This window comes from Catalinimonas locisalis, from assembly GCF_038039535.1.
Lineage (GTDB): Bacteria > Bacteroidota > Bacteroidia > Cytophagales > Cyclobacteriaceae > Catalinimonas.
This window is the reverse complement of sequence record NZ_JBBPHP010000029.1, coordinates 33,520-46,247: the sequence shown is the minus strand read 5'-3', so window position 1 is coordinate 46,247 and position 12,728 is coordinate 33,520. Positions and strand designations below refer to the sequence as shown.

Genomic DNA, 12,728 nt, shown 5'->3' with positions numbered 1-12,728 from the left:
ACCATTTCTTTTTTTGAGGAAAAAGAATATTTAATAGCTAAAATCAACTTTTCAAATATTTTTTTCTGCTTTCCATCAGCCATCTTACTGGTAGTGGAAAGTTATTCTGCTGGTAAGTATAAATGACTTTTCTCTCTGCTCCAAAGCTACTGTAAAATTTACCTAATGAGGGTATACTACCTCCTTCAAAATCAAGTATGCATTCCGTTTCAGCATTTTCACGAATAACATGATCATGGAGAAACGTTGAACTTCCTATCCGAAAGCCTAACTTTGAATTTGCTCCAAAAAGAAAAGTTATTTTTTTGTTGAAGCAATTATAGAATGCCGCCGAAGTGATCTTATTCTGATAGAATACATAGTAAATTTTAAGCTCTCCCAACTTATGCAAGATGTCATAAAGATCTTTCATAAGATCTAACTGATACGCAAGTAATCCTTCAATTCTTGAGAAAGTAAAGTCCTTAAATAGCAAAAGTGCCTCATCCGGCTTTGAAGAAGACAGGATTTCAAGCCCTAATTTTTTTGCCTTTTTTAAATTTCTCTTTCTGTTCTGATTATAATGGCTATAAAGCTCACCATAAGGTCTATTTAAATCCAAATGGAATGTGGTGGTCTGAGAAAGTTTGTGCGATAAATGAAAATTACATGCATGTAGAAGCTTATAGTTATCAACATTAAAATGATAATTAGCTATATATCTGTATTTTTCAAAAGTAGTAGCTGCAAGGTTAACGCTATCTTCCTTACTGAATTTTTCAGTGGAAAAAATACCAAGTTCTCTCGCAAAGGGATCTTGATAAATATATTCAATACCATAAACTTTACGAATCTGAAAAGGCATAACAGCCCCATAGTTACCTTCCTCATCAAATAAAACGGCAGCCCTCCAAGCACGCTCACAATATTGCAAGTAGGTATAAGTAGCATAAATATTTCCCTCAAGCGACTGCTTAATAAAATTATCCCACTTTTCTTGCTTAATCTCCTCACTACGCAAGATTGAATACTTCATAGTGACTAGCGAACTAAATATTTTCTTATAAATTTCCTTCTTACAGCATTAGCTTCATTAATAAGCTTTGGAAACTTTGAAATCTGAACTTCATTAATAACCAATTCTTTAGCACCAAAGCCTTTCTTAAAATGAGCAACCCCTGGATGGTTGCCCCCTGTAAAATCAAGTATAGTATAGATTGAGTTTGCATACTTGTTTATGACATAATCCATAAGTAGAGTCCTACTGCTATATTTTTTGCCTTTGTCAGTAGTACTTCCATAAATTACTGTAATCCTATCCTTAAACTTAAGAAAGATTCCACCTGCCAATTTGTTACCTAAATTGTCTACCACTAGATACAATTCTGAAAAACCTAACTGGTCTGCTAACTCAAACAGCTTGAGATCAGTTTCAGGTAGAAACAATAAGTTGGATATTCTAGGAAGAGTATAAGTACCAAACATTTCTATAAGGGAAGTATAATCCTTGGAAGCGATGACGCGTTGCTCTTTCTTTTGGCTTCTCTTTAAATTTTTAACTCTGTCCTTAGAATACTCTTTTTTAAGTTCCTCATAAGGTTTATCAATGGCTAAGTGATGCGTCAAGCTTTTGGTTTGAAACTCGGACTCCAGAAAAAAACAATTGTTATCCGTATTGAAACGATACTTGGCAATGTAACGAAACTTACTAAAAGCAGTATTTACACATTGCCAAAAATCTTTTCTGCTAAAGCCCTCCTTCACTGAAAAGACTCCTAACACAAAAGTGTATAGATCTTGATGGATAAATGTAAAGTTGTATTTTTTCTTAAGCTGAATAGGCATTACAGTGAGATATTGCTCATCTTTTATTTCTACTACTGCTTCCCACTCACTATCACAAAAATCCAAATACCAGGATAAGGCATAAATTACTCCCTGTGGAGATTCCTCAATACACTTATCCCACTTTTCTCTATCAATTTCATGGTTTTTCAAATACAGTAATTGTCCCATCATTATCTAAAATAAACTCTGCACAAACGTAAAAAAGACTGCCTGAAAATCAGACAGACTTGGGAACACTTATCAAATATTATGTATTCAAGCTTCTACCCTTACACTATCATTTCCAATCAGGATAGGCTTGCCGAAGCGGCCTTCTTCTTTTCCATTCTCCAGTTTGAGTACGCCTCTCGGACATACAGAGGAGCAAACCCCGCAACCCACACAGGATGCCCGGATAATATTTTGCCCTCGTTGGGCATACCAGCGTACATCTATGCCCATCTCGCAATAGGTTGAGCAATTTCCGCAGGAGATGCACTGCCCTCCATTGGTCGTGATTCTGAAGCGTGACTTAAAACGCTGCACTATGCCCAGATAAGCTGCCAGCGGGCAACCGAAACGGCACCATACCCTATTGCCCATCAGCGGATAAAAGCCTGTTCCAATGACTCCGGCAAAGCCTGCTCCGATGAAAAAGCCATAAAATTCTGCCACCGAATAAGTCGGGATGCCGATCAGGCTGCCACTTCCGGTAAAGAAGGTATAAATCATACCGATGGTCATGAGGACGGCAAATACTAATACACCATGTACCATCCAGCGTTCAATCCGCCAGGCTTTGAGTGATTTGTCAGAGAGCTGGCGATAAGGGTCGCCCAGCGTTTCAGCCAGGCCACCACAGCCGCAAACCCAGGAGCAATACCAGCGCTTGCCGTAAAAATAGACGAGAACAGGTACGCCTACGACAATTAGAAGAATCCCCCAAAACAGCATAAAGGTACCTAAGCCACCTGCCTGTATCAGTTGGTCTAGGCTGCTGGGAAAGAAGAAATCATAGTCCAGCGGCCAGATGTTCTTGAAGTCGTAATAAGGATAATTGAGGCGAATCAAAATCTCAGGAATCAAAAAGGCGAAGGCCAGTTGGAAGAACATGACCGAAGCAGTCCTGATCAGGTGATAGTTGCTGTGGCGGTATTTCATAAACATACGCACACCCATCACCAGTATGGCTAAGGTGTACAAAAAACCGTACAGAAAAAACTCTCCTGCCGGGCTTCCTTTGAGCCAGTAACTGATCGGATCCGCTAAAATAATCCAGTTGGTCATGTAGTAGGGGTAAAAATACAGGACCACATAGAACAGGATGAGAAAAGTACCGAGCAGAATTCCTATCCAACCCCGGTTTTTCATTGCGCTAAAAAAAATACCATTATGCTTGATACCGGGCAGTTCTTTTGCCTGGGGCAAAATATACATCAATGCTCCTATTACTGACAAACCAATGGAAAGCAGCAGTACCCATACAGTATTTTCTTCAATAAAACCAACCGTAGAAGCTTTGACAACTGTGGTGTTCAGAGACTTTTTGCGGTAGCGACTGATTCCTTTTTGCCCGCTGATGTCGTTATTGACACTTGCTACAGTGGTTTGTAGTTGGGAACGAATCTCTTCCTCACTTCCATATTGCTTGCCTTCCATCCAGCCAGTGTAGGCCAAGAGCTTATCTCTCTTAAGGGTAGTAGCTTCATCTTCACCGCTCAGGGTGTTTTTCACCACTTCAGCAGAATACCTCAGCTCATTGGCTACTACTGCTGATACCAGCTGATCAACTTCTTCTTCGCTAATGCCATAAATTGCTTTGAGCCGGGCATTAGTTGCTGCCCAAACCTGGTTCAGATCATTGATGAAGGTAAAATTATATGCATACGTTTTGCCCAACATCTCATCAGCTTCCTGAAGCGCAATACGATAGACGCTACTTTCTGCCTCCGACATTTCTCCTTCCTTATCCTGTTGCTCAGTACTGGGTTGTGCTGCATTAGGAGTAGTAACCTCTTCATCGGTAGCCAGTTCCTGCCTCAGGGCTTCAGTATTTAGCTGGTAATCAGACATAAAGAAAATACCCACAAAGAAGCCGAAGCCGACTAAAAAAATGACAAGCCCTAGCAGGCGTATACTGTGTACTTTGTTCATAATTTGCATATTAAAAGCCAAAAAGTGAGGCGATCATTCCTTTCTTTTTCTTGCGAATAGCTCTATCCGGAAATTGCTGATTGAAGTGCTGTAAAATTTCTTCTTCGTAATGTTTGAAAAATTCAGGATCAAAATTGGCTTCTTCCAGATGCTGCATCACAAAACCGACATCCTGCTTTTCTTTGATCCAGCGGGCACAAACTTCATGGCGATAACGCATGCCCATCAGGTTAAAACCTTTGACTGCTCCGCTTTCTTTGTCAAAAGCTACTCTAAAGGCTACTTCTTTTTCTGGTTTTATCCAGTAAAACTGCTCTTCACTCTCTTTTGACTGGGCATTGATCTCTCCATACACCTGGTACTCAATGTCAAAAAACTTGGCCGAGTTGAAGAAAACGCCCGGCACGTATTTCATTTTCTTTCCACAAATGGTACTGGCTACGGTTTCGCCCTGCATGCGACCACTGTACCAGATTTGCTCTATATTTTTGCGCCCGGCAGGAGCTACCTTGTGCTGAGCACAATCTCCGGCAGCATATACGTCCGGCACATTGGTTTCCAAAAATTCATTGACTACTATGCCACGATCTGTCTCTATACCTGAACCTTGCAGAAAATCAATATTGGGCTTTACCCCTATGGTGACGCCTACAAACTGACAAGGAATATCTTCTTCATTCTCTAGCTCAACTGCTTTTACTCTTCCATTTTCATCTCCTTTAATTGCTTTAAAATTTACATTTTCTCTCAGCTCAACTCCATGTTTACGGATATGGCGGCTTACCATTTCTGCTTCCTGCTGCGGTAGCACATTGTTCCAGTAAGCACTTTCACGAATCAATAAGGTTACCGGAATGTGCCGCGAGTGCAGGCATTCGGCCATCTCAATGCCAATCAAGCCTCCACCAACAATCACCCCCCGTTCAATACCTTTGGTATTGATTTCCATCAGATCAATATCCTGCTTGCTGATCATCCCCTGCACGCCTTGCAGGTCTTCTCCCGGCCAGCCCGCCCTGTTGCCTTTGGAGCCGGTAGCTAATAAAAGTATGTCATAAGGCATATCGCCTCCTGACTTCAAACTCAGCTTTTTCTCTTTGGTATTTACCTGCTCCACATAGTCCTGTACCAATTGGATATCGTTTTTTCCCCAAAACCAATCCTCATAGGGTTTGGTATGTTCGTATAGCATATGTCCCATATAAATATACATGAGCGCGGTTCGGGAGAAAAAATATTGGGTCTCGGCAGAGATCACCGTGATGCTATATTCAGAGGCAGATTTCTGTTTGCGGATATGACGTGCGGCAGTAATACCTGCGATACCATTACCTACAATGCAAACTTTTTTCATGAAACAGAGGGTGAAAAATGAAAATAAAAAGCTAAAGCTAAGACGGTGGTAATATATAAAATGTCAAGCAGTTGACATCCCTTAAGCTTATCTAATCCGTTATTTACAAAAGCACTATAAATTCAAAAACATGAAATCCTTACTTATATTATTAATATACTTTGTCTCAACTGCTGCTCCTGCATTTACAATAACAGCCTTTACCCAGGAGGCAGATCAGTTTTTCGGCAGTTATGTAAAAGAGGGTCTAGTAGATTATCAGGCCGTAAAACAAAATATGAATGAGATAGAGGCACTATACCAACAAATTGGTGAGATGAAAGTGCAGGATTTGAACAATATGGAAAAGAAGGCTTTTTATATCAATGCTTATAACCTGATCGTCATTCGGCAGATTGCTAAAAACTATCCGGTAGAATCGCCCATGGATATTGCTGGCTTTTTTGATAAACAAAAGCATAAGGTTGCCGGAGAAATGCTTACCCTCAATGCGCTGGAAAAGCAAAAGTTGCTACAAACCTATCAGGATGCCCGTATCCATTTTGTGCTGGTATGCGCTGCCCAAAGCTGTCCCCCCCTTGCTTCTTATGCTTTTCAAGCCGATCAGTTAGATGAGCAGATGAACCAGCTTACCCGAGAAGCGCTGAATAATGATACCTTTATACAGTTAAAATCCAGTCAGAAGGAGGTAGCGATCTCCAAAATTTTTGAGTGGTACAATAACGATTTTACAAGAGAGGCAGCCTCCGCTTTGGCATACATCAACCAATATAGAGAGGAGAAAATCCCCTCTTCTTATAAAGTCAGCTATTATGCGTATGACTGGGCCCTAAATGAGCGGTAGTTTCACAATTATTCTACCTTCTCTGGCTTAGGTGCTGCCGGAATTTTCATATACGTGCCACACTGATTACAGGTACGCAACTCCTGCGAATTATGAAATTTGTTGATGATGGGCGGTAGCTGCTCCACAATATTTTTAAGTGGAAAATACTCCTCGTACATCTTATGCCCGCAATTTTCGCAATACCAGATCAGCCCGTCAGTATGGCTGGCATCGCGTTTTTTCTCTATCACCAGGCCGATAGTATTGGCAGGGCGCCGTGGACTGTGGTGCATTTTAGCAGGGCAGAGGAAAATATCTCCTTCCTTAATGACTACGTCTTTGATTTCGCCATCTTCACGTATTTTCACAGTGATTTCTCCTTCCAGTTGATAGAAAAACTCTTCCGTTTCATTGTAATGAAAGTCCTTGCGGGTATTAGGTCCTCCCACCACCATCACGATGAAGTCATCAGTATCTTCATAAACCTGAGCATTCCCGACCGGAGGTTTCAAAATATCACGGTGTTCATCTATCCATCTTCTCAGATTAAATGCTTTTTTAACAGCCATAGTTGCAATCAATTTTTGTAAGTCAAGTAATAATAATAAGGCTTTAGAGGAAAAGGGTAAAGTAAATCTGTACAAAAATCAGCTCATTTTGAAGTAAGGAAAAAACAAACCGCCTGATTTTTCATTATTCATTTAACGAGCTATTATTTTTTAGCGTTGCAAGCAGATTTTTTTACATTCCCGCTTGCCATTTTTTATACGATAGCCAATATTTTTTAGTATGAGTGATCCTTCCCCTCTACAAGGAAAGTCTTGGGAACAAGATAATCCCAGAGAAAAGCTTAGAAAAAAGATACTCAGCCTACGCAAAGACTTGCAGGAAGCAGAACAGGCATGGATAGCGGGTGGAGAAAAGGACGAAATCGCAGCTACTTCCGTAGCCAGACTTAGCATCACCTATATAGAAATGAGAAGGCTTAAGTTCATCACTGAACATATGGCACAGCTCATCTGGATTATTCGTTCCGACGGACAGCCGGAATATTTTAACAAACGTTTTTTTCGTTACACAGGCTATACCCTTAGAGAATTAAAAAGAAGTAAATGGCGGCAGACTATTCACCCGGATGACTTTGAAGAGAGCCTGAATTTGTGGCAGGAGGCCCTACATTCTGGAAAACCCTGTGAGATTGAATACAGATTAAAGAAAGCTACCGATCAGACCTACCGCTGGCATCTGGTCAGGAGTATACCTATGAAAAATGATGTAGGCGAAATCACCCATTGGGTTAGCTCTGCTACCGACATACATGAAAGGAAGCAGCAGTCCGAACAGATTGAAGAAAAAAACCACCAGCTCAGTCGTATTAACCAGTATCTGGACGATCTTGTACATGCTACTGCCCACGATCTACGGGTGCCAGTAGCCCGCTTACAGCTTTTGGTAGAGGCTTTCCAGGACCTTTCTTCAGAACAAAGAAAAAAGATACTCCCCAAAATTATCCGTAGTGTGCACAATCTTGATATCACTCTCAAGGGACTGATTCAGGTTATAGAGCTTCATAGCTATCCCGAAGAGTTGAAGCAAAATATTCCTCTTAAGGAAATCATAGAACATGTGCTGGAGCGTAAGCAGGATATCATCAGAGAAGCAGGGGCTATCATCCGAATAGAGGAAGAGGAAAGCTGCACCCTTAATTATGTAAAAAGCTATTTATACACTATTATTGACAATATGATCAGTAACGCGATTAAATACCGTAAGCCTGATCAGCCACTTGAATTAAACATTTGGCTAAAGCGGCAAAAAGAATATTGTCTCATAGCTTTTGAGGATAATGGTGTGGGCATCAATTTGATGAAATACCGCGAGCAGCTCTTCCTGCCTTTTCGCAGAATCAACAAACGTGTAGAAGGGATGGGCTTAGGGCTTTACATTATCCAAACAATTCTGGAAAAAAATGGTGGTTATATAGAAGTAAACAGCCAACCCGATAAAGGGTCGGTATTTAAAATATTCTTAAGAGAATATTCTTAAATTTGAGCAGTATGATATTCATGATTGATGATGATGATGATGCTCTGGAGATCTATGCTATGCTCATAGAGAAATCCGGCTATTCCGATCTTTTTGTTACCTATAATAGTGGCATAGAGGCACTGAAAACTTTACAGGAGCTTCATGCCAATGGACAGAAGTTTCCCCGCTATATTCTGCTTGATCTTAATATGCCAGAAATGGGTGGTGTTGATTTTGTAGAAAAATACGAGGAGCTTTACTACCCAAAGTATAAGCAGACTGAGATCATTATTCTCACCAGTTCTGTGCGGGAGAAAGACAATGAAGAAGCGCTACAGTACGACTCGGTCAGTCGCTTTATCAGTAAGCCCTTATCTAAAGAGAAACTTATAGGGATGCTTTCTGAAAGTGCCTCCTGAGCTACAGTTCTACATTATAAAGCTGCCTGATCTGCTTTTGATGTATTGATTCGGGGATCAAGCGAAAAGCCGTATTTCTTACTTTGGTGAGTACCTTATTTTCCCATTGCGCTACTCTTCCTAATTCATAAGATGACTTTACAATTGTATGTATCCTTTTTATACGTTGCTTTTCATATCCGCTGAAAGCTTCTTTTACTTCATATTTTTCCAGCAGATTGGCCAGCACAATCGCGTCTTCTATCGCCATACAGGCCCCTTGTCCCATATTGGGCGTAGTAGCATGTGCTGCATCTCCTGCCAATACTATATTTCCAAAAGCATATTGCTTAAGGGGTTCAAGGTCAACAATATCATTCCAGATCAATTGCTCATCCTGAGTACGACTCAATATTTCACCCACAGGAGCATGATAAGTTTTGAAATGCGCAGTTAATTCTTTTACTCCAAAAGTTTGCATTCTTCTATCTTGCTCAGGTGCATTGGCAGTAGCAAACCAGTACAGTTTTCCATTTCCAATGGGTACGATTCCAAACCTGCCATTTCTTCCCCATGTTTCTGTAGCCTGATGATCTTTCCATCCTTCAGGAATATAATCAATAATAGCTCTCCAGCAGGTATAACCCGCATATCTTGTCCTTGACTTTGGTAACAATTGCTTGCGTACTGCGGAATGAATACCATCAAAAGCAACAATGGCATCGGCCTCAACTTCTGTTCCGTCTTCAAAAATACAGCTAATACTTTTTTCATCCTGCTGAAAATTGCTCAACGTTTTCCCCAAATGCAGGCTACCAGGAGTTAAGTGTTCCATCAAAATTTCATGCAATACCGCTCTGTGGATGGAAAAGTTTAATGCTCCAAATTCACGCTCCACCGGTTCAAGATTGGTGTGAGCAATGTGTTTACCATTTTCATCCAGGATACGCATATGCCTAAGGACATGTCCTGCTTCAATCATTTCTTTATCCAGGCTTATCTTTCTCAAGGCCAGTACTGCATTTGCAGAAAGACTTATACCTGCCCCCACTGCCTTAAGCTGTAGCGCTTTTTCATACACCTGAGCATCAAAACCTTTTTGCTGTAGTGCGATGGCAGCACATAGACCACCTATGCCGCCACCAATGATGGCTATTTTTTTCATATTCTTAAGATTAGCTCCAAAGAGCTAAAACAAAGGTATAAATTAATTTTTATATATTAGCTCCCAAGAGCTAGAATAATTTTGATGGATACCAAAGAAAAAATACTTCATACCGCCAGAGATTTATTTAACGAGAGAGGGTTAGAAAGCACATCGGCCAAAAATATTGCCGCCACGCTGGAGATCAGTGATGGGAATCTACGTTACCATTTCCGCACCAAAGAAGGTCTGGTATATGCCTTATACATGCAGTTAGTAGAGGCTTTCAACCAACAGCTTATGCAATTTGAAGTACAAAAATTTACTTTAAAACAGGTTTATCAAAGCCTTACCTTTGTGTATAGCAGATTATATACTTACCGTTTTCTGATGGCAGATTTTGTGGCTATCATGCGTAAATATCCTAAAATACAGCAACATTATCGTGCGCTTACCCAGACACGAAAACAGCAGTTTGCGCAATTTGCCGAAGCTTTGACACAGGAAGGAATCTTCAAAAATGATATCCCTGCCAGCCAGTACGCCCACATGAGTGAGCAACTGAGCCTACTCTCAGATGCCTGGATAGGTCACGCCGAAGTACTTTACGAGGGAGATGAACAGCAAAAACTCAAGCATTACACTATGCTCGCCTTCAGCATGCTGGTGCCTTACCTTACTACCAAAGGCATGTACGAGTACATTGACATTGTAAGCAAACACTAGACTTTCTGCAAGCTGCTTTTAAACCACATATTCCTTGATTACCTGAGTCATGATTTCTTCAAGAGAGTCATAAGCCTGATAACCCCGGCTCAGTGCATACAATTTTTGACTGTCTCTAAACAATAGCGTAGGAAAACCTCTTACCCCAAGCCGCTGCACAAAGGCAAACTCTTCCTGAGTTTTCTGCTTATATTTTTCATCCTCAAAAAGCCTCAGAAAAAGTGCTCTGTCCAATTGATGCTGCTCCGCAATATCGGCCAGCTTATCAGGCTCATTCAGGCTTTCCCCCTCATAAAAAAGACTTTTCTGCAGGGCATGTGCAAAGGATATACTACTACCATTGGATATTGACTTAAAAATAGTCAGGGCACGGCAAGCTGGCTCCGAATCGTACAGGTAAGTTCCATCCTCAATGAGATCACGAAAGCCTTGTCCGAATTTTATTCCTGTACGTTTCTCCAGGTCTGGCAATGAGCCTTTGATATAACCAAAGCCTTCACCCACAGGGGCTACTCTACTACCGGTGACCATACCTCCGCTGTAAGCCGTAAATTTAATGTCTTTTCCGAAACGCTCTTCCAACTGGCTGATTACCGGGCTAAAGGCATAACACCATCCGCACAAAGGGTCATAACAGTATAATATTTCGTAAGCTTCCATGGCTAAAGATTTTGATCAACAACTTCTAGTACGGATAAAATTAGGGAAGGGTATAAAATAAAAAAGTCCTTGCCATAACTGACAAGGACTTTGGTAGTCCGTAGGGGAATCGAACCCCTGTTACCAGGATGAAAACCTGGCGTCCTAACCCCTAGACGAACGGACCGGTTCGTGACTCAGGGTCACGAAAACTATTCTCAAGTGCAAACAGTGAGAAAGTATATTAAACAAAATTTAGTAGTCCGTAGGGGAATCGAACCCCTGTTACCAGGATGAAAACCTGGCGTCCTAACCCCTAGACGAACGGACCATGCTAACCACTTTTGGTTTTGAGACCGCAAATATAAAGCGCTGTTTCAAAATTGCAAAACGATGGCGCTATTTTTCTTAAAATAGTGTCCAGATGTCAGCTTCTGGACCATTTCAGCCTTACTAACACCAATATTCTTAAACAAGTTTGATTAAAACTAGTATAATCGAAGTGTATATATTCTCTTAACTACGATCTAAAACTTGATTGTAACGTAGGGGATTGTATTTTTGTCGAACAATTACTTTTAACTTTAATAAAGACGCTAACATGAAAGTAGCTATTAACGGTTTTGGCAGAATTGGAAGGCTGACCTTCAGAAGACTGCTTACCAAAGAAAACATTGATGTCGTTGCCATCAATGACCTAACCGATACTAAAACACTTGCCCACCTGCTGAAATATGATTCAGCTCATGGAATTTTTCCTCACGAAGTCACCCACGACAGTGATTCTATAACGGTGAATGGCAAAAAAATTACTGTACTTGCCCAGAGAGATCCAGCAGCTCTTCCTTGGGGAGATATGGGTATCGAAGTAGTACTTGAGTCTACCGGAAGATTTGTAGATGAAGAAGGGTCAAAGAAGCATATTACTGCCGGTGCAAAAAAAGTAGTGATCTCTGCACCTGCTAAGGGTAATATTCCTACAGTTGTACTGGGTGTTAATGATGACACACTTACTGGCAGTGAAACTGTTCTTTCCAATGCATCTTGTACTACCAACTGCCTGGCCCCTATGGCTAAGGTAATCCACGATAAGTTTGGTATCCAGAAAGGCTTCATCACTACCATCCACGCCTATACTGCTGACCAAAATATACAGGACGCTCCTCATAAAGACCTGAGAAGAGCTCGTGCTGCTGCAGTTAATATTGTACCTACTACTACAGGAGCTGCCAAAGCAGTAGGTCTTGTGCTTCCTGACCTGAAAGGCAAACTGGATGGTAATGCCATTCGCGTCCCTACCATCACCGGTTCGTTGACTGATCTTACCTGCATGGTAGACAAAGATGTAACTGCTGAAGAGATCAATGCCGCTTTGAAAGAGGCTGCTGAAGGTCCGATGAAGGGAATTTTACAGTATAGTGAAGATCCTCTTGTATCTACTGATATTATCGGCAATCCTCACTCATCTATCTTTGATGCTCCTTTTACCAGTGTAAATGGTAATATGGTGAAATGCATGTCTTGGTATGATAATGAGGCAGGATACTCAGCCAGAACTGCTGACCTGATTGCTAAAATAGGCAGTATGTAATTACTTAAGAAAATTCTTTAATGCTAAAGCTCTGCCTTTCTTCGGCAGAGCTTTTCTTTTTT

General features: G+C 41.0%; 12 protein-coding genes and 2 tRNA genes. 5 read left to right on the top strand and 9 right to left on the bottom strand.

Annotation, left to right across the window (positions count from 1 at the left end):
- Positions 1-43: 43 nt before the first annotated feature.
- The 4 genes from WJR50_RS24585 to WJR50_RS24570 form a co-directional block, all read right to left on the bottom strand.
- Positions 44-1,015, bottom strand: coding sequence for a GNAT family N-acetyltransferase (locus tag WJR50_RS24585; protein ID WP_341295957.1), 972 nt, complete (start codon positions 1,013-1,015; stop codon positions 44-46).
- Positions 1,016-1,020: 5 nt separating this feature from the next.
- Positions 1,021-1,998 carry a GNAT family N-acetyltransferase gene (locus WJR50_RS24580; RefSeq protein ID WP_341295956.1) on the bottom strand — a complete coding sequence of 326 codons (978 nt, stop codon included), beginning with the start codon at positions 1,996-1,998 and terminating at the stop codon, positions 1,021-1,023.
- Positions 1,999-2,082: 84 nt separating this feature from the next.
- Positions 2,083-3,960 (bottom strand): 4Fe-4S binding protein, encoded by a 1,878-nt coding sequence (locus WJR50_RS24575; RefSeq protein ID WP_445223485.1) that lies wholly within the window; start codon positions 3,958-3,960, stop codon positions 2,083-2,085.
- 10 nt (positions 3,961-3,970) lie between these two features.
- Positions 3,971-5,314 carry an NAD(P)/FAD-dependent oxidoreductase gene (locus tag WJR50_RS24570; RefSeq protein WP_341295954.1) on the bottom strand — a complete coding sequence of 448 codons (1,344 nt, stop codon included), beginning with the start codon at positions 5,312-5,314 and terminating at the stop codon, positions 3,971-3,973.
- Positions 5,315-5,444: 130 nt separating this feature from the next.
- On the opposite strand from WJR50_RS24570, the gene WJR50_RS24565 reads away from it, so the two are divergent.
- Positions 5,445-6,158 (top strand): DUF547 domain-containing protein, encoded by a 714-nt coding sequence (locus WJR50_RS24565; RefSeq protein ID WP_341295953.1) that lies wholly within the window; start codon positions 5,445-5,447, stop codon positions 6,156-6,158.
- An 8-nt stretch (positions 6,159-6,166) separates the two neighbouring features.
- Here WJR50_RS24565 and WJR50_RS24560 read toward each other — a convergent pair whose 3' ends face one another.
- Positions 6,167-6,709 carry a 3-hydroxyanthranilate 3,4-dioxygenase gene (locus WJR50_RS24560; RefSeq protein ID WP_341295952.1) on the bottom strand — a complete coding sequence of 181 codons (543 nt, stop codon included), beginning with the start codon at positions 6,707-6,709 and terminating at the stop codon, positions 6,167-6,169.
- Between the two features lie 220 nt (positions 6,710-6,929).
- On the opposite strand from WJR50_RS24560, the gene WJR50_RS24555 reads away from it, so the two are divergent.
- On the top strand, positions 6,930-8,186 hold the full coding sequence (locus tag WJR50_RS24555; RefSeq protein WP_341295951.1) for a sensor histidine kinase: 1,257 nt from the start codon (positions 6,930-6,932) through the stop codon (positions 8,184-8,186).
- A gap of 11 nt (positions 8,187-8,197) precedes the next feature.
- Entirely contained in the window at positions 8,198-8,587 is a 390-nt protein-coding gene (locus tag WJR50_RS24550; RefSeq protein ID WP_341295950.1) for a response regulator, read from the top strand.
- Position 8,588: 1 nt separating this feature from the next.
- Here WJR50_RS24550 and WJR50_RS24545 read toward each other — a convergent pair whose 3' ends face one another.
- Entirely contained in the window at positions 8,589-9,731 is a 1,143-nt protein-coding gene (locus tag WJR50_RS24545) for an FAD-dependent monooxygenase (RefSeq protein WP_341295949.1), read from the bottom strand.
- Positions 9,732-9,815: 84 nt separating this feature from the next.
- On the opposite strand from WJR50_RS24545, the gene WJR50_RS24540 reads away from it, so the two are divergent.
- Positions 9,816-10,436, top strand: a complete 621-nt coding sequence (locus tag WJR50_RS24540) for a TetR/AcrR family transcriptional regulator (protein WP_341295948.1) — start codon at positions 9,816-9,818, stop codon at positions 10,434-10,436.
- Between the two features lie 18 nt (positions 10,437-10,454).
- Here WJR50_RS24540 and WJR50_RS24535 read toward each other — a convergent pair whose 3' ends face one another.
- The 3 genes from WJR50_RS24535 to WJR50_RS24525 form a co-directional block, all read right to left on the bottom strand.
- On the bottom strand, positions 10,455-11,096 hold the full coding sequence (locus WJR50_RS24535; RefSeq protein WP_341295947.1) for a DsbA family protein: 642 nt from the start codon (positions 11,094-11,096) through the stop codon (positions 10,455-10,457).
- 91 nt (positions 11,097-11,187) lie between these two features.
- A tRNA-Glu gene (locus WJR50_RS24530) sits at positions 11,188-11,262 on the bottom strand.
- A 72-nt stretch (positions 11,263-11,334) separates the two neighbouring features.
- Positions 11,335-11,406, bottom strand: a tRNA-Glu gene (locus WJR50_RS24525).
- Between the two features lie 270 nt (positions 11,407-11,676).
- On the opposite strand from WJR50_RS24525, the gene gap reads away from it, so the two are divergent.
- On the top strand, positions 11,677-12,666 hold the full coding sequence (gene gap, locus WJR50_RS24520; RefSeq protein ID WP_341295946.1) for a type I glyceraldehyde-3-phosphate dehydrogenase: 990 nt from the start codon (positions 11,677-11,679) through the stop codon (positions 12,664-12,666).
- The last annotated feature ends 62 nt before the right edge of the window (positions 12,667-12,728 follow it).

Excerpts from the sequence above, each read along its gene's own strand:
- WJR50_RS24580 (WP_341295956.1), bottom strand. The coding sequence starts at position 1,998 with ATGATGGGACAATTACTGTATTTGAAAAACCATGAAATTGATAGAGAA.
- WJR50_RS24550 (WP_341295950.1), top strand. The coding sequence starts at position 8,198 with ATGATATTCATGATTGATGATGATGATGATGCTCTGGAGATCTATGCT.
- WJR50_RS24540 (WP_341295948.1), top strand. The coding sequence starts at position 9,816 with ATGGATACCAAAGAAAAAATACTTCATACCGCCAGAGATTTATTTAAC.
- WJR50_RS24560 (WP_341295952.1), bottom strand. The coding sequence starts at position 6,709 with ATGGCTGTTAAAAAAGCATTTAATCTGAGAAGATGGATAGATGAACAC.
- gap (WP_341295946.1), top strand. The coding sequence starts at position 11,677 with ATGAAAGTAGCTATTAACGGTTTTGGCAGAATTGGAAGGCTGACCTTC.
- WJR50_RS24575 (WP_445223485.1), bottom strand. The coding sequence starts at position 3,960 with ATGAACAAAGTACACAGTATACGCCTGCTAGGGCTTGTCATTTTTTTA.
- WJR50_RS24570 (WP_341295954.1), bottom strand. The coding sequence starts at position 5,314 with ATGAAAAAAGTTTGCATTGTAGGTAATGGTATCGCAGGTATTACTGCC.
- WJR50_RS24535 (WP_341295947.1), bottom strand. The coding sequence starts at position 11,096 with ATGGAAGCTTACGAAATATTATACTGTTATGACCCTTTGTGCGGATGG.
- WJR50_RS24545 (WP_341295949.1), bottom strand. The coding sequence starts at position 9,731 with ATGAAAAAAATAGCCATCATTGGTGGCGGCATAGGTGGTCTATGTGCT.
- WJR50_RS24555 (WP_341295951.1), top strand. The coding sequence starts at position 6,930 with ATGAGTGATCCTTCCCCTCTACAAGGAAAGTCTTGGGAACAAGATAAT.
- WJR50_RS24565 (WP_341295953.1), top strand. The coding sequence starts at position 5,445 with ATGAAATCCTTACTTATATTATTAATATACTTTGTCTCAACTGCTGCT.
- WJR50_RS24585 (WP_341295957.1), bottom strand. The coding sequence starts at position 1,015 with ATGAAGTATTCAATCTTGCGTAGTGAGGAGATTAAGCAAGAAAAGTGG.